Here is a 15,446-nt window from a genome sequence, read left to right as displayed (position 1 = left end):
CTTTGCCTTTTATTTCAGGGTGTTCTTAAAATCGCGTAATAGCGTCTTTGCTTGCTCCTCTTGAGTTTGCGGGACTTGGAGCGTATAGACATGTCCTGCTTTTTTGGTCTGCCTGGATAAAAGCCTGACTCGAATTCCTTTCATTTCTAAATAACGCCGACATTCCTGAGCAATCCGTGGGAGACCATACGATTCATGAATCGTAACCCATTTGATCCACATACACCTGCACCCCATCCTTACACACTTCTTTCTTTTACAGTAAGCAGTGGACGGGTGATTGGTTCAAAACAAAAGAGAGTTGCTGACATTTTAGGAAAACCGTTTTTGCCTCTTGGCCGTCTAATGGTAGAGGAGGGGGAAAAAGTGAATCTGGAACTGCTCGTTTCACGCGCAAAAAATGGGGATGATGATGCCTTTTTTCAACTCGTCAGCCTTCATAAAGAACAACTGTATAAAATCGCCTACGCCTTTCTTCGTAACGAGACAGATGCATTAGAGGCCATTCAGGAAGCGACGTGCCGTTCCTATCTCAAGCTGGCACGATTGAAACAGCCTGCGTATTTTCGTACTTGGCTGACCCGCATCCTTATTCATATTTGTCTGGATGAGCAAAAGCGCCGAAAACGGATCATCTTGGACCCCATGGAGGATGACGTCGAAAATCGTGCAAGTACTCCGATGGACGACCAAAATGTCGAGCGTATCCAAATTGAAGCGGCTCTCGCTCGTCTCAGTCCAAATTATCGGCACATCATTATTTTGAAATATTTTGAAGATCGGACAATACGCGACATTGCTGAGGTACTCGGTCATCCGGAAGGCACCATCAAAACATGGCTGCACAAGGCTCTGGGTGCACTGCGCAAAGATCTCGGGAAAGGCTGGTGAGCTTTATGAGTGAAAATGAAAAAAAGAATGCGAGTCCATTCATGGTTCCCGCTGAGATTGATCAATACATTCGAAGAGGGATGGAACAAGCAAAAGAGCTGCGTCAAAATCGGAGCCGCAAACGCTGGGTACGCGTTGGTTCTAGTCTGGTTGCTTGTTTGTTCATTTTCGTGTTTATTTTTTCCGTTCGCCTTTCACCCGCTGTTGCCGCATATGTCAGCTCGATTCCCTGGATGGAAAAGATCGTTGATTTTCTTCGGGACGATAAAGGCTTGCAAAAGGCAGCAGAACACAACCTCGTTCAAAATATTGGCGCCAGTGGTTCAACGGAAGATGTGACGTTTACCATCGATCAAGTTTTGGCCGACGAAAAACGGATGGTCCTCTTCTATACTGTAAAGCATCCATTTACGGATAAAGAAGTAGCCCTGCACAAGATCGAGTTGTTAGACAAAACGGGAAAGGAATGGGAGCATGGTGTATCTTGGTCAAGCATGGGGAGAGAAGAGCCTGTGATTCAGGATCGTATTGATATTGTCATCAATGAAGCCACTGAAATACCCGATGCAATGACTGCAAAAGTCACACTTGCAATCGATAATCTCGAACAAAAGACTCCTCTCTTGATCGACTTTGCTGTAGATAAAAACAAATTTAAGACCTTTGACAAAAAAGTGTACCCGGTGATGAAGGAAGTCATGATCGACGGTCAGCGTTTCACGATTGAACAAATCGCGGTCTTTCCTACTCAGACAGAAGTGAGCATTCGCTTTGATCCAGCTAACCAAAAGCACGTATTTGATTTTGATAAGCTGAGGCTCGAAGATGAAAAAGGAGAAACATTCGCTTTTTGGGGAAATGGCGTTCCTGTTCGTGACAACGGTGAAAATGGGAGGATATACAATCTGGAAAGTATTTATTTTGTAGAGCCCGAAAAGCTAATTCTCAAAGCCGATAGCATTCGTGCCCTAGACAAAGATAAATTGCGAATCGTAATCGACGCGAAGACAGGCACATTAACAAACGTGCCGAATGATCGCTTAAAATTAACAGCACTGCGTCAAGTCGATGATGTGGTGGGTATGGACTTTTCTTTGAAGGTTCCGCTTCAAGATAAACACTCTCATATATCCTTAGGGTATGACCTGACTGACGACCTTGGAAATGAATATGATTATGTGCAAGGAAGCAACTACTCCACAAATGATGAATCGATTCAAAACTATTCTATTTTATTCAAGCGAAAAACAAACAAAGGCACCCCTACTTCCTATTCCTTTCCTCTGTCCAGCTATCCTGAACGTCTTCAAGGTACTTTTTCTGTAGAAGTCAAATAAAAAATACCCCATCAGCGATTGCTTGTACGGAATCGCTGTGGGGCATTCTTTTGATAAACTTAGTCTACAACCGCCCAGTGGTTGGTCGGCCCATGCCCGCCACCCAATTGGGGTGCTGTCTTAATTGCTTCGAAAATAAAGCGATTTGCTTTTTCTACCGCAGTGATGAGCGGTGTATGTTTGGCTAACTCTGCTGTAAGAGCCGCGGAGAATGTACAACCTGTACCGTGCGTATGGCGTGTATGAATACGCTCATGGGATATTTCATGGAATGCGGTACCATCGAACAAAATATCAACGACAACGTCCCCTTGCATATGTCCACCCTTCATCAGGACATTGCGGGCGCCCAACGCATGTATCGCTTTTGCCCCTTCGCGCATCTCATCTGTCGTCTCGATTCTCATGCCAGTCAAGCATTCTGCTTCCGGCAAGTTAGGTGTGACGACTTCCGCCAACGGCAACAACTCTGTTTTCAATGCAACGATCGCCTCATCCAACAGTAGTTTTGACCCTCCCTTGGCAATCATCACCGGGTCTACCACCAGCTTTTTCAGGCCAAATGCTTTGATCTCTTCCGCAACAACACGAATGATATCAGCGTGAAACAGCATGCCCGTTTTCGCCGCGTCAGCGCCAAGATCACGCAACACCTCATGCATTTGCTGGGCAACTGCCTCTGTCGGCAACGGATAAACACCTGCTACACCCAATGTATTTTGTGCAGTGATTGCGGTGATCGCACTCATCCCGTACACACCGAGTTGATGAAAGGTTTTCAGATCTGCCTGAATCCCAGCTCCCCCACCGCTATCTGAACCCGCTATCGTCAATGCTTTCGCAATCGTGCTCATGATATTCCCTCCTGCTTTCCACCTTTTCTCACCTGAGTATACCATCCGCTCGTCCCATTCGGTATACTTAAGGAATGTTTGCCAACAGTCATGCAAGGAGGCATCTGCATGTCCTATCGAATCTTTTATTGGTTGACCTTTTTGATTCCAACCATCATCATCGGGGGTTTTGAATTCATCCGTCACGACTTTCTGCTGCCTTATATGTCTATGGAAGCTGGAAATGTGTACATTACCCTCTTGACGCTCTTTCTCTCTTTTTTATTTGCTACCTGGATGTTTCACACACTTAAACAAATGAATGCACGAATCGTCGAGGAACAAGCCCGTCGCGCTGTTTATGAAGAACGGGAACGCCTTGCCCGCGAATTACACGACGGGATTGCACAGTCTTTGTTCTTCCTCAACGTAAAGCTGAAGCAGGGACAATTGGACGATGCACGGGTCGCTGTATCTGCCATCGACAATCATGTACGCCAAGCCATCTTTAACTTGCGCTCATTGCCAGAAGAAGGCAGTCTGGATCAACGCCTTGAGAAATGGTTGGCCCAATGGAGCGCTTTATCAGGAATCGACGTTGCTAGCGAATTGCACGTCAAAGACGGCTTTTTTACTCCCACCGCAGAAGTACAACTGTTTGGGATCATCCAGGAAGCTTTTGCCAACATTCGCAAGCATTCTCAGGCCAAGCATTCGTGGATTCACCTCACGACAGATGAAACAACTGGCTGGATTCTCGCCGTTGAGGACGATGGCATTGGGATTTCCAACCCTTCTCCCGATACGAAAAAATACGGTTTGTCCATGATGCGCGAGCGAGCACGCCAGTTGAACGCCTACCTCGACATTCAGGTGCGACCGGCAGGCGGCACGATCATCCGCTTATCTTCTTATTCAGGAGGAAAAACACTATGAACGCTTACCGTGTATTGATCGCCGACGACCACCCGATGGCTCGTATGGCCATTCGCAGCCTCCTTGATCCAGATCCCTCTTTTGAAGTCATCGGAGAAGCACAAAATGGTGAGGAAGCCTTTCTCTTATGCGGACAAATACAACCGGATCTTGTGCTCATGGACATCAACATGCCGAAATGGAGCGGACTCGAAGCGACCCGCGAGGTCAAGAAAGCATACCCGCACATCAAGGTAGTCATTCTCAGCGTCTCCGATGACGTTGCTGACCTGATCACTGCCATTCAGTTCGGTGCCCAAGGTTACTTGCTGAAAAATTTAGAGCCTGACGACTGGATTAACTACTTGCATGCCTTGCTCGGCGAGGACAGTGAATTGACTCGCGAAATGGCAACACGACTCATGTACCGCTTCCGTCAAGAAGAAACCACAGATGAAATGGTCCCTGCTGTTCTGACCCCGCGAGAGAGAGAGATTGTCATGTATGTGGGAGCAGGAAAAACGAATCGGGAAATAAGCGAAGCGCTGATCATCGCAGAAAACACAGTGAAAAACCACCTGAAAAACATTCTCGAGAAGCTGCAATTGGCTAATCGCGTCCAGCTCGCTGCTTACGCGGTTCGCCATCATTTGGTTATCAAATAAAAAACATTGCTTTCTGCTCGATCAACTGTCATCCTTAGAAAGATACGTTTTCCACAGACATAAGAAATGCAGGTGATCCGCATGATCGAAGTCAAGACCTCCAAACTAAGCAATGGAGAATTAAATAGAGGTGTATTTGCAACGCAAGATATCCGAAAAGGCGACCTGATTCATGAAGCGCCCGTGCTGCCTTATTTGAACGAAGAGCATGAGCATATTGAGAAAACCTTGCTCGCGGATTATGCATTTGAGTACGGTGCTAATCACACGGCCTTCTTGTTAGGGTATGGTATGCTATTTAATCATTCCTACACGCCAAATGCCACGTATGAGATTAATTTCGACAACCACACGTTTGATTTTTATGCGTATACGGACATTCAAGCGGGTGAAGAAATCTTAATCAACTACAATGGTGATGAGGATTGCGATGATCCTCTCTGGTTTTACGAAGACCAACAGAAAGAAACAGACGATACCAAATAAGCTTATGCTGTAAAAAGAAAGAAAACCCGGAAACAGACACTTGGGAAAGTGCCCGTTATCCGGGTTGTTTTGTGCAACTCTATCCCTTCCCAAGCTATTTGGGCGGGCTTTCGCCTTCTCGTGGAAAGGTATCTATTGCATAGTCTTGTTAATTCCCCTACGTTCCATTTGAATATACTCTTCTTTGCTTCTATATTCATTGCATCTGGATTCTCTTGAAAATCATAGTAATCTATATCCAGTCCAATCACATCTTAACCTTTAAAAACTGTCTACGGAATGAGAAGTCTACATTACACAAGGATTATGATGAATCGTAATCAATACAAAAAGACACTAGCATTAAATTGCTAATGTCCATGTAGAAAAGAATAAACATTGTTGTGGTATCGTTCACCGACGCTTTGCCGGGAAAGGTTGACAGGATCACATCTTTGTTTCCTTTTTGGGAGAATCGCCCGAAACCAGGAACCCTCCCATCAGGCAGAGAATCACCCCTAGCCCTATTAAAATATAGTTATATTCAAAGGTCTGAAAATAATATTGCAGAACAAACAGTACCATCCCTAATACAATAGCGATTTTGCCACCCCATTGTTTTCTCACAATTTAATCCTCCGTGTACAAGATCTTTGGCTGTAAAACAAGAATGATACCTTTTACGTTGACCCCTACCTGATTGTTTCATTTTTCTTAAAACAATATCACCTCATCAACTCCGCTTACCGAATTAATAATTATGCTATCCTGCCCGTTCGTATTATGAGGTCAGCCAATTTTTACTGGTTTATCATTTTTAATATGGTTCTACGATTACGTAGCCGGGGTAGAACGTCCCTACCCGTGGGGCATTGACCTCGTACGCTAAACTGTTCACCCCCTACTTGTAGAAACATGTTTGAGGCTGGTTGGGACATCTTTCGACGATGTTAATGGGAAGAACCTCCTATCTCTTTGACAGGAGGTTAAGTACGTTATCTATTGACGCAATTTGAGTATCTACCCTTTCACCTGGACCGAGAATACTGCTTTTTTTCCTTGAAAGGTTGCGATGATTTGCACTTTTCCCTTCTCTTTGGCCGTAACTCGTCCATTCTCGTCAACCACGGCCATTTCTTCGTTGGAAGAGGTCCATTGAACCCCGTTCGTCAGATCTTCTTTGGTATCGTCATCATAAACAGCCGTAACCTTAAGTTCTTCTGTATCGCCTTTATCCAGTTTCAGTTTGTGCATTTGCATTTGCGGCTCAAGGGAGACGATGGTTTTTGTTTTGCCGTATTTGATCAGATAGATGTCTCGCTTGTCCGCCATTGTTGTGCTTTTTTCCCAATATTCGCCCAATAACAAGTACTGGTCATTTCCCTGGGGAACCGCATTAGCAACGCGTATTTGCGGGAACGAGATCGTTCTCTCCCACAAAAGGTCGCCAGAGTGATCCAACTTCTTGAAATTCCATTTGGAAGGGTCAGCGTTTATCGAATCCATCAGCCCGATCAGCATGTAGCCATCATCCGCTGTCTCGGACAACAATAAGCCTCTTTCTCCGTCCGACACTTCTCCACTTCCCACTTCGGTATCGTAAAGCTTCTGCCAAACAACTTTCCCCTCCGAATCGATATGCCACGCAACGATGTCATCGAAACCCGGGTCAGAGTTGAAGCGGTTGGTGTATCCGGTGACGAGAAGCCCGCCATCGGTCGATGGGAGGACTGATTTGATTGTGATTGAACCCTTCTGTTCGTAGGTATGTTCCCAAAGCTTGTCCGCTTCTTCGGACAGCTTTGCCACGTACAGGTGAGCATCGCCGGAGAACACACTGCCTTGGACAAACATTTCCCCGCTTTTGGTAACAAAAACCCGATGAGCCGAGTTGCTCAACGGCTTATCCCATTCGATTTCACCTGATGCTGTGATCTTCACGATATTGTATAGGTACTGTCCACTCTCTTCGAGGTATTTGTGGCCTACTGCGACCACACCACCGTCGAATGTTTCGGCGAAATCACTGTACAGCAGGACGTATCTGTCCGGTATCATCGCCCCTCCCTCTACCTCAATTGCTTTCGTCCACTCCTCATCTCCGGTTTCACTCAATTTGATCAACTGCAGCTTGTCCGGCTCCGAGCGCAGCGCTCCCATCACTAGATATCCGCCTTCTTTCGCCTGCTCCACGTCGGCGATAAAGAACTCTTCCGGCATGCGCTTTGACCATTCTTCCTGACCCGTTCCATCTGCTTTCACCAGCAAAGGGGGGAGTATGCGATAATCACTGTTCGTCCCGTTTGCCCAGACCAGCCCGCCTCCATCTTTCGTCGGGACGACCTTTTGGACTAACTCCCGCGTCTCCTCTTTCGTATAACGCTGTTCCCACTTCAGTTGGATCTCATCATCGGCAGCGGAAGCTTGTCCGATCAGACAAAGCGATGCCGCCAACGAGAAGCCAACCATCCGGATCAAGAACCGCCGGCAACGGAAATGATTCTTTTCCCTTGTTCTCATGTTTTCCACACTCCATTTTTAGCGATATTGGAAATGTTTTTCCAACCTATTCCTACTTATATAAGAGCATGAGCATGACAATCTTGTACAGTAACCTTATTCCTAGGCAATAAATCGGAAAGCAAGTCCTCGTTAAACCTTTTTCCTACTTCTTCCTACTTAGTGACTACTGGAGGGGATTACGCATACAAACGGGATTTCGACGAATACAAAAGACCTAGGAAAATGGCCTAGATCTTCTCCTGATTCCGCTCCTATCGTCCGCGGAACATTGCATAAATAAAATTCCACCATGTTGTCTAACCTAACTATTTAGGACGCAACCCATGACTCCCCCGAAGGCACCAATAATTATCGGACCGACTCTAAAACTCTCTTCTTCCCCATTGCAGTACTAGGGAGTTTTTTTAGTGACTAAAAAGGAGCCAAAATTCCAGTCATTTAGTTTTGAGTTGAAGAAGAAAAGCATATCGCCAACCCCTCGCTAGCTCACGGGACTATCCTTTTTTATGAGATCCTTCTCTATTAGGTCACTATCTCTTATTTTAAATGTTCGTCGAAAAAAGCTTTAACAACTTCCATTGTTTGCTGTTGTGTGAAACCGTTGTGCCCTGCTCCCTTAATTTTATACATACTTGCATTGTTTCCAGCTCTACGTAATGCATTAAAAAATTCAACGCTTTGTTCATAGGGCACTACATCATCTGCATCACCATGCATAATCAATATGGGCGGAGCATCCGGACGAACATACTCTATAGCAGTGGATGTGCGGGGACTTACTTTATCCTTTTCTCGAAAAAAGATAGCCACAAACCGGGCTTCACTTCTTTTTTATCCGTCAAGGTAAAACCATGTCTCCCATACAACCGAACGGCCGGTTCGTTCAAAGAGCCAGTCGCGACGATGATCTTGCTGCTGCCATGCTCGTGGACAGAGGCGAGCAATTGACTCGCGATTCCCTTGCGAAAATGAATAGGATCTACAATCATTCGGTGAATATCCAATGTATCTCCTTCGATCAAAAAAGATACAGCCCCAGCCAGCTCGCCTCCCTCTATGTAGCCATAAAACGTTTCTCCACATGCTCTTAGTTGTTCTACCGATTCTCGCAGGGGAGGAATATCTTCTGTACCGATTATCTCCGCCTCTACACGATACGCTCTTTGCTGCATGTTCCAAAGTTTTTGTACCGTTTGTTCATGCTGTAAATCTAGTCGCACGATCATTTCGGTTCCCCCGCATTTTAACTGTCTGGTGCTGATTCAAAGCTGTAATACACATAAGGATCTTTGGGTGCGGAAACGGCTTCTACTTGAGAGGCTTTGAGAACAAGCATGTCGTACCCGTCTACCTGACGCAACTCAAGCTTTCCGCGTACTTTTACCCAGCTATCCTTTTTCCATTTGTTCGCGTCCTCTTTTTCCACCAGAACACCATAAACACTGGAATCTGCTGTACAGCAGGTGACGGAAAAACGCGCTACGACAAACTGCTGCTTGGTAAAGTCAGGCTGCCGATATACAAATCCCATTGTCTCAAGCTCTTTTCCAGCAAATTCTTTTGCATATAGCTCCATCGTGGTGAGTCCGTCCAGGAACACCTTGTCATTGAGTTCGATTACTGGCTGTTTATGTAAAAAGACGGCGATATCCGTGTAAAAGTCACCAAATCCCTCGTTCGAGAATCGCTGTCGCAATTGTTCGTCGTCTGTTGCTTGAACCGGGGGTATTGCTACTTGATTGGTTGCCTCTGGCTGTGGTTCTACGCTTTGTTCGGCATCTTCTTTTCCTTCTGCTTTCTGCTTCACATTTTCTTCTGCATTCGCATTCACATTCGCGTTCGCCGTAACATCCGCCAGCTTTCGTACATCATTGCTGAGCAGCGTGATCCCCCGCTTCTGTGCGACATCACTGCCAAGAATTTTATCCGGCATGACAAATCCCATTACGATGGGGAGTACAAACAATCCATAAACCAAAAGGGAGCCGATAGGTGTACGCGGAACTTTGTGTTGCTCCTCACAATCGCAATCGTAAACGCTACTGCCTACAAAAATTTGCCGTATGCTGACAATGGTCAACAGGGCTAGGATGACGAGCGTGACATAGCTGAACATGTGCAATCGCGGTGCGAGATAGTGACTGAGTGTTTCCGACAGGATCAAATAGGCCAACAACGCTGTAATGCCCGCCAAAATCAAACTGCGCATGATATGATGACGCTTCAATTTGTTCTGATCCATATTCTCCTCCTTATATCGGTATGAGCATGGTGACGCAAATCACTAAAAGCGTAATAGCCACGACCAGCTTGATAACAAAACCAAAACGGAATGTTCCAAATAGCATCAACGTCGTTTTTAAATCGAGCATGGGGCCGAAAACCAAAAATGCAAGCAACGAGCTGCTTGAAAACGTATTGGCAAAGGAAGCAGCGATAAACGCATCTGCTTCTGAACAAAGCGAAAACAAATACGCCATCCCCATCATGACCAAATGGGAGGTGAGCGGCGTTTGACCGATGTCCATAAGCGTATCCCTGCTGATGTACACCTGTAAAAGCGCACTGATAAACGCACCAAACAACAAATATTTTCCCATGTCAAAAAATTCATCTACCGCGTGGGCAAACGTCGAGGACAGCTTTCCACCCGTCGCTTTTACATGGTCGGCTTCATGACTGATTTGTGCTTCCATGCCAAGCCGTATCGGATTTTTTTTGACAAACAGGAAGACAAGCATGCCTACAATTAGCGCAACAACGAATCCCGCAATGCCCCGGTAGAGAGCCATTTCCGGCTGACGAGTGAAAGCGACATAGGTCGATGACAAAACAACGGGATTCACAATCGGTCCCGCCAATAAGAAAACAATCCCGACTGACAGGGGCATCCCTTTTTGGATCAAACGACGAACCACAGGGATAATGGCACATTCACATACGGGGAACAAAAATCCGAGCAACCCGGCAAACGGCAGGGCAACGAGTGGATGCTTCGGTGTCCAGCGCCTCACCTGCTCTTCTGTCACAAATGTCTGGATAAACGCAGAAAAGAATACACCCAGGAGGACAAACGGGATTGCTTCCAGCCAAATACTAAGGAAAAAGGTTTTCACATCAAGCCACAAAGGGGACCACTCAATGCTCCAACCGGAAAACAAGCTGCTGTCCGTGCCCATTGTTAACCAAACGACACTTAGTCCAAGCAGGAGCGCCCCGATTATTTCAACCAGGAATTGGCGAATCTTCAGAATCAAGTGGGAATTCTCTCCTCTCCATTTACAAATAGGTATCATTCCTATTTAGATAAAGACACCTTTTATTCCTTCTTCTCCTTTACTTTTTTTACAAGAAGAACAGGTTGTCCAGCCTTCCCTTCCCCCTGTATCCGTCTTATAATGGTGGAAAATGGTACGGTTTGGGGTGAATGAAGTGAACGAAGACATTCAGCGCATTCCCACTGATCTCGAGGTTTGTGAAGTCCAGACGATTGATGAAGAAAAAGTAAACAGGCTTCGGCCCAGGATGATGGAGACGGAAGGTGTCGCCCCTCTCTTCAAGGCTCTCGCAGACGATACCCGAGCAAAAATCATTTACGCGCTGGCGCTTGAAGGAGAACTATGCGTTTGTGATGTCGCAGCAACTATCAATAGTTCGATCCCCAATACCTCTCACCATCTGCGACTGTTAAAAAACATGGGTCTCGCCCGTTATCGAAAAAGTGGCAAGCTCGTCTATTACTCACTCGATGATGATCATGTCCGCCATTTAATCATGTGTGGAATTGAACATGCTGCCGAATTGAAACAACAAAAACCGTAAATCCACTGGATTTTAAACAGGTCCGTCACCAATGTGGCGGCCTTTTTTGCTGATTTTCAAAAAACATTCAAACAATTACTTGAATATGATAATGAATGTGATATGATGTAGGTAATCCTTACCAGAAAGAAGGCACTACTCATGAATGATTATGACGTCATCGTAATTGGCGGAGGGCAGGCAGGACTTGCGCTCGGATATGCGCTCAAGCGTAAAAATCGTCGTTTTGTCATCGTGGAGCAAAACCAACGGATCGGGGACAGTTGGCGGCAACGCTACGATTCACTGGTGCTTTTTACACCACGTAAACATAATCAACTACCTGGCCTTGCGTTTCCCGGAGAGCGGAATACGCTCCCGAACAAGGATGAAGCAGCAGACTACCTAGAATTGTACGCCAAACATTTCGAATTGCCTGTCATGCTGGGTACGACTGTCATGGAACTCAGCAAAATTGGTTTCCGCTTCCAAGTACGGACACAAGACCGTCTGCTCTTCGCGAAGCAAGTCGTCATTGCAACAGGGCCATTTCATACGCCGTTTATCCCAGGTATTGCGAACAGCTTGGACCACACCGTTCATCAACTGCACACTTCGCAGTACAAGAATGAGAGCCAGCTCATCGACGGCCCGGTCCTTGTCGTTGGCAGCGGCAACTCTGGAGCACAGATTGCGGTAGAACTCGCCGCTCATCGACCTGTTATTTTTTCACAGGGAGAATCACGCTCTTACTTGCCAAACTTCCTATTTGGAAAACCTATATTTGATTACATGAAGACACTTGGATTACTCGATGCTCCCTACTCTACCTGGATCGGCAAGAAAATGCGCAGCTCACCCGATCCAATATTCGGCTATAAAAAGCAGGTGCGCGAGCTCTCTCGCTCAGGAGCATTGCGGTTGGTTTCTCGAGCCGTACAGGTTAATGGGCGTACCGTTTATTTTGCAGATGGAACAGAGGCAACAGTCAATAACGTATTGTGGGCCACTGGCTTTCGACCAAACTACGATTGGTTGAGTATTCCAGATGTGCTGGATTCGAAAGGCAGACCCATTCATCTTCGGGGTATCACAAAAGTACCTGGCCTATCCTTTCTCGGACTTCCCTGGCAGCATACGAGAGCGTCAGCGCTTATGGGTGGTGTAGGAAAAGACGCCCTTTATCTAGTGGAATATCTATAAATTCTTTTCTATAAGGAGGATTCTATCATGGGCTTTCATCATCACGATCATGGAGATGGTCATGGTCACGATCACCATCACCATGGAAAAGGAGCCAGTAAACGAGCTCTTCTCATTTCTTTCCTCATCATTGCTGTATTTTTGGTTGTAGAAACCATCGGGGGCTTCCTCACCAATAGTTTGGCGTTGCTCTCTGATGCTGGGCATATGTTAAGCGATGCATTAGCGCTTCTTTTGAGCTTAATCGCTGTGCATTTCGCTGCACGACCACCTTCTGCAAAGAGAACATTCGGGTTGAAACGTTTTGAAATCTTGGCTGCCCTGACCAATGGTGTGACACTTGTACTGATATCCTTGTTCATTTTCTGGGAAGGGTTCCAACGCATGTGGAATCCGCCTGAGGTTGCCAGTGGCTCCATGATCATCATCGCCACAGTCGGACTCTTGGCAAATATTGCTGCAGCCATTGTACTCATGCGTGGCGATACCAAAAATAACGTCAATGTACGCAGTGCCTATCTCCACGTTCTCGGCGATCTTCTCGGTTCTGTCGGCGCAATCGCTGGTGGTATCCTGATGTGGGCTTTTGGCTGGTACATCGCCGACCCAATTATCAGTATCGTCGTGGCTGTCCTAATCATGCTGAGCGCATGGCGCGTAACGAAAGAATCTGTCAATATTTTGCTGGAAGGCGCCCCTTCACGACTGGATACAACAAAAGTGGAAGAGCGACTCAGTCAACTGCCTGGAGTTATCAGAGTGCATGACCTGCACATTTGGACGGTTACTTCCGGATTTGATTCCCTGACATGCCATTTGGTTGTTCAAGACGATTTGCCCAGCTACCCTGTATTAAATGACGCGCTGGTCCTTTTGGAAAAAGAATTCGGCATTACACACGCTACCATCCAGATTGAGAATTCCTCTACTCTACATGGTGACTTACATTGCCAGGCAACAGCCGATTCCCACGATCACGATCATAACCATGAGCACAACCATGACCACGACCATCCACATGATCATAAACAACATAGCCATTCCTAAAAAAAGAAAACCATCTCCCGACATTTTCGAGAGATGGTTTTCCTGTGATTAATCTTCCATTGTAGACAGGTCACCAGTCGGTAGACCTAATTCCCACGCTTTCAAGACGCGGCGCATGATTTTTCCGGAACGTGTTTTTGGCAGCTTGTCGCGGAATTCGATTTCACGAGGAGCAGCATGTGCAGCCAGTCCTTCTTTCACAAACTTGCGAATTTCTTCCATCAACGCTTCACTTGGCTCATACCCAGCTCGCAGCGCGATGAATGCTTTGATAATTTCACCACGAACCGGATCCGGTTTGCCGATGACGCCTGCTTCGGCTACTGCTGGATGCTCCACCAGCTTGCTCTCTACTTCAAACGGACCGACTCGCTCACCGGAAGTATTGATCACATCATCAATACGGCCTTGGAACCAGAAGTAGCCTTCTTCATCCTTGTAGGCAGAATCCCCGGATACATACCAGCCCGGGATGCTGAAGTATTCTTCGTACTTCGCCGGGTTGTTCCAGATTTGTCTCATCATGGCCGGCCAGCCCGCACGAATTGCCAGGTTCCCCATACGATTCGGCGGCAGCTCATTTCCTCGATCGTCAATAATCGCTGCATAAATACCTGGGAACGGCTTACCCATCGATCCAGGCTTGATCGCCATACAGCGATAGTTAGAAATTAGTTGGGCACCTGTCTCCGTCATCCACCAGTTGTCATGAATGCGTTGATTGAACACGCGCATGCCCCAATGAACAACTTCAGGATTGAGTGGTTCGCCAACGCTCAGGACGTGACGCAGGCTGGACAGGTCAAATTGCTTGACGAGTTCATCCCCTGCCCCCATAAACATGCGGAACGTAGTCGGAGCACTGAACCAGATCGATACTTTGTTTTTCTCAATGACTTTATACCAATCTTCGGGAGTGAAACGTCCGCCACGTACAACAATCGTCGCTCCATTCAACCAAGGCGAAAAAATGCCATAGGAAGTACCCGTTACCCAGCCTGGGTCTGCTGTGCACCAATAAATATCATCCTCTTGCAGGTCGAGAATCCATTTCCCAGTTTGATAATGCTGGATCATGGCATTGTGGACATGCAGGACACCCTTTGGCTTACCGGTTGAGCCTGAGGTATAGTGCAGGATCATGCCATCCTCACGATCGACCCATTCGATTTCCAGCTCGGTGGAGGCTTCTTCCATCGCTTTTTCAAAGCGGATGTGACCTTCTTTTAGCTCCTCTTCTGCACCTACAACAATCACGTGTTTTAGGGCAGGCAGGTCGCTTACGGGAATGCGCGGCAAGAGTGCAGGCGTCGTAACGATCGCAACGGCTTCGCTATTTTCCAAACGATCACGCACTGCTGCTTCCATGAACGCTTCGAACAGCGGCCCTACAATCGCGCCAATCTTGATCGTGCCTAAAACGCTTACATAAAGCTCCGGCGAACGCGGCATAAAGACGAAAACGCGGTCCCCTTTTACAATGCCCAAATTCCGCAAAACATTCCCGAATTTATTGGATAATTCGCTTAATTGCGCAAACGTATAAGTCTCGTCTCTCGTTGCATTGCTGTACATCAAAGCAATTTTGTCTTTCCGATCAGTAGCGAGATGTCGATCAATGGCTTCGTACACCATGTTCACTTTCCCGGTCTCATACCAAGAGAATTGCTTCTCCACATCCGCCCAATCAAAATTCGCATATGCTTCGTCATAATTTTCCAGATTATAAGGGCCTTCCGTTGCTGGAATTTTCTCTACGTTCATGT

The 15,446-nt window shown here is 46.6% G+C and carries 17 protein-coding genes; 8 read left to right on the top strand and 9 right to left on the bottom strand.

Translation table 11 applies throughout. From position 1 onward, the window contains the following. Nucleotides 1–9: 9 nt before the first annotated feature. Nucleotides 10–237 (bottom strand): hypothetical protein, encoded by a 228-nt coding sequence (locus FO446_RS29025; protein WP_312027517.1) that lies wholly within the window; start codon nucleotides 235–237, stop codon nucleotides 10–12. 108 nt (nucleotides 238–345) lie between these two features. Here FO446_RS29025 and FO446_RS11130 point away from each other — a divergent pair, with 108 nt between their 5' ends. Together FO446_RS11130 and FO446_RS11125 are read left to right on the top strand one after the other, a co-directional pair. Further along, entirely contained in the window at nucleotides 346–891 is a 546-nt protein-coding gene (locus tag FO446_RS11130) for a sigma-70 family RNA polymerase sigma factor (RefSeq protein ID WP_237901058.1), read from the top strand. Between the two features lie 5 nt (nucleotides 892–896). Then, entirely contained in the window at nucleotides 897–2,228 is a 1,332-nt protein-coding gene (locus FO446_RS11125; RefSeq protein WP_237900651.1) for a DUF4179 domain-containing protein, read from the top strand. Nucleotides 2,229–2,287: 59 nt separating this feature from the next. Here the strand turns inward: FO446_RS11125 and thiD are convergent, their stop codons facing one another. Beyond that, nucleotides 2,288–3,082, bottom strand: coding sequence for a bifunctional hydroxymethylpyrimidine kinase/phosphomethylpyrimidine kinase (gene thiD / locus FO446_RS11120; protein ID WP_232773095.1), 795 nt, complete (start codon nucleotides 3,080–3,082; stop codon nucleotides 2,288–2,290). Between the two features lie 108 nt (nucleotides 3,083–3,190). Between thiD and FO446_RS11115 the strand changes: the two genes are divergently transcribed. The 3 genes from FO446_RS11115 (at nucleotide 3,191) to FO446_RS11105 (ending at nucleotide 5,127) form a co-directional block, all read left to right on the top strand. Beyond that, nucleotides 3,191–3,997 carry a sensor histidine kinase gene (locus tag FO446_RS11115; protein ID WP_173609778.1) on the top strand — a complete coding sequence of 269 codons (807 nt, stop codon included), beginning with the start codon at nucleotides 3,191–3,193 and terminating at the stop codon, nucleotides 3,995–3,997. Continuing rightward, on the top strand, nucleotides 3,994–4,641 hold the full coding sequence (locus tag FO446_RS11110; RefSeq protein WP_173609779.1) for a response regulator: 648 nt from the start codon (nucleotides 3,994–3,996) through the stop codon (nucleotides 4,639–4,641). Before FO446_RS11115 ends, FO446_RS11110 begins: the two co-directional genes overlap by 4 nt. 81 nt (nucleotides 4,642–4,722) lie before the next feature. Continuing rightward, nucleotides 4,723–5,127, top strand: coding sequence for an SET domain-containing protein (locus tag FO446_RS11105; protein ID WP_012685826.1), 405 nt, complete (start codon nucleotides 4,723–4,725; stop codon nucleotides 5,125–5,127). 426 nt (nucleotides 5,128–5,553) lie between these two features. On the opposite strand, the gene FO446_RS11100 is transcribed toward FO446_RS11105, so the two are convergent. The 6 genes from FO446_RS11100 to FO446_RS11075 form a co-directional block, all read right to left on the bottom strand. Beyond that, nucleotides 5,554–5,733, bottom strand: a complete 180-nt coding sequence (locus tag FO446_RS11100; RefSeq protein WP_173609780.1) for a hypothetical protein — start codon at nucleotides 5,731–5,733, stop codon at nucleotides 5,554–5,556. Nucleotides 5,734–6,126: 393 nt separating this feature from the next. Next, nucleotides 6,127–7,626, bottom strand: a complete 1,500-nt coding sequence (locus FO446_RS11095) for an Ig-like domain-containing protein (RefSeq protein WP_221867227.1) — start codon at nucleotides 7,624–7,626, stop codon at nucleotides 6,127–6,129. A gap of 540 nt (nucleotides 7,627–8,166) precedes the next feature. Further along, nucleotides 8,167–8,439 carry an alpha/beta hydrolase family protein gene (locus FO446_RS11090; RefSeq protein ID WP_232773093.1) on the bottom strand — a complete coding sequence of 91 codons (273 nt, stop codon included), beginning with the start codon at nucleotides 8,437–8,439 and terminating at the stop codon, nucleotides 8,167–8,169. Continuing rightward, the gene (locus FO446_RS11085; RefSeq protein ID WP_237900649.1) at nucleotides 8,406–8,855 is read right to left on the bottom strand and encodes a GNAT family N-acetyltransferase; all 450 of its coding nucleotides are present in this window, start codon (nucleotides 8,853–8,855) and stop codon (nucleotides 8,406–8,408) included. Before FO446_RS11085 ends, FO446_RS11090 begins: the two co-directional genes overlap by 34 nt. Before the next feature lie 17 nt (nucleotides 8,856–8,872). Further along, complete coding sequence (locus FO446_RS11080) at nucleotides 8,873–9,871, bottom strand: TIGR03943 family putative permease subunit (protein WP_173609784.1); 999 nt, start codon at nucleotides 9,869–9,871, stop codon at nucleotides 8,873–8,875. Nucleotides 9,872–9,881: 10 nt separating this feature from the next. Continuing rightward, on the bottom strand, nucleotides 9,882–10,808 hold the full coding sequence (locus tag FO446_RS11075) for a permease (RefSeq protein ID WP_217367092.1): 927 nt from the start codon (nucleotides 10,806–10,808) through the stop codon (nucleotides 9,882–9,884). Between the two features lie 253 nt (nucleotides 10,809–11,061). Between FO446_RS11075 and FO446_RS11070 the strand changes: the two genes are divergently transcribed. The 3 genes from FO446_RS11070 to FO446_RS11060 all read left to right on the top strand — a co-directional run bounded on the left by FO446_RS11070 (nucleotide 11,062) and on the right by FO446_RS11060 (nucleotide 13,680). Further along, entirely contained in the window at nucleotides 11,062–11,451 is a 390-nt protein-coding gene (locus FO446_RS11070) for an ArsR/SmtB family transcription factor (RefSeq protein ID WP_237900647.1), read from the top strand. 141 nt (nucleotides 11,452–11,592) lie between these two features. Beyond that, the gene (locus FO446_RS11065) at nucleotides 11,593–12,633 is read left to right on the top strand and encodes a flavin-containing monooxygenase (RefSeq protein ID WP_221867228.1); all 1,041 of its coding nucleotides are present in this window, start codon (nucleotides 11,593–11,595) and stop codon (nucleotides 12,631–12,633) included. 27 nt (nucleotides 12,634–12,660) lie between these two features. Next, on the top strand, nucleotides 12,661–13,680 hold the full coding sequence (locus FO446_RS11060) for a cation diffusion facilitator family transporter (protein WP_237900645.1): 1,020 nt from the start codon (nucleotides 12,661–12,663) through the stop codon (nucleotides 13,678–13,680). A 48-nt stretch (nucleotides 13,681–13,728) separates the two neighbouring features. Here FO446_RS11060 and acsA read toward each other — a convergent pair whose 3' ends face one another. Continuing rightward, nucleotides 13,729–15,444 carry an acetate--CoA ligase gene (gene acsA / locus FO446_RS11055; RefSeq protein WP_173609789.1) on the bottom strand — a complete coding sequence of 572 codons (1,716 nt, stop codon included), beginning with the start codon at nucleotides 15,442–15,444 and terminating at the stop codon, nucleotides 13,729–13,731. Nucleotides 15,445–15,446 lie beyond the last annotated feature (2 nt).

Source organism: Brevibacillus brevis (assembly GCF_022026395.1).
Taxonomy (GTDB): Bacteria; Bacillota; Bacilli; order Brevibacillales; family Brevibacillaceae; genus Brevibacillus.
The sequence above is the reverse complement of the archived record's forward strand: the minus strand, read 5'-3'. Positions and strand labels throughout refer to the sequence as shown.

Coding starts and splice junctions, on each gene's coding strand:
- FO446_RS11080 (WP_173609784.1), bottom strand. CDS start 9,871: ATGGATCAGAACAAATTGAAGCGTCATCATATCATGCGCAGTTTGATT.
- FO446_RS11060 (WP_237900645.1), top strand. CDS start 12,661: ATGGGCTTTCATCATCACGATCATGGAGATGGTCATGGTCACGATCAC.
- FO446_RS11130 (WP_237901058.1), top strand. CDS start 346: ATGGTAGAGGAGGGGGAAAAAGTGAATCTGGAACTGCTCGTTTCACGC.
- FO446_RS11105 (WP_012685826.1), top strand. CDS start 4,723: ATGATCGAAGTCAAGACCTCCAAACTAAGCAATGGAGAATTAAATAGA.
- FO446_RS11110 (WP_173609779.1), top strand. CDS start 3,994: ATGAACGCTTACCGTGTATTGATCGCCGACGACCACCCGATGGCTCGT.
- FO446_RS29025 (WP_312027517.1), bottom strand. CDS start 237: ATGGGGTGCAGGTGTATGTGGATCAAATGGGTTACGATTCATGAATCG.
- FO446_RS11075 (WP_217367092.1), bottom strand. CDS start 10,808: ATGGGCACGGACAGCAGCTTGTTTTCCGGTTGGAGCATTGAGTGGTCC.
- FO446_RS11085 (WP_237900649.1), bottom strand. CDS start 8,855: ATGATCGTGCGACTAGATTTACAGCATGAACAAACGGTACAAAAACTT.
- acsA (WP_173609789.1), bottom strand. CDS start 15,444: ATGAACGTAGAGAAAATTCCAGCAACGGAAGGCCCTTATAATCTGGAA.
- FO446_RS11115 (WP_173609778.1), top strand. CDS start 3,191: ATGTCCTATCGAATCTTTTATTGGTTGACCTTTTTGATTCCAACCATC.
- FO446_RS11095 (WP_221867227.1), bottom strand. CDS start 7,626: ATGAGAACAAGGGAAAAGAATCATTTCCGTTGCCGGCGGTTCTTGATC.
- thiD (WP_232773095.1), bottom strand. CDS start 3,082: ATGAGCACGATTGCGAAAGCATTGACGATAGCGGGTTCAGATAGCGGT.
- FO446_RS11065 (WP_221867228.1), top strand. CDS start 11,593: ATGAATGATTATGACGTCATCGTAATTGGCGGAGGGCAGGCAGGACTT.
- FO446_RS11125 (WP_237900651.1), top strand. CDS start 897: ATGAGTGAAAATGAAAAAAAGAATGCGAGTCCATTCATGGTTCCCGCT.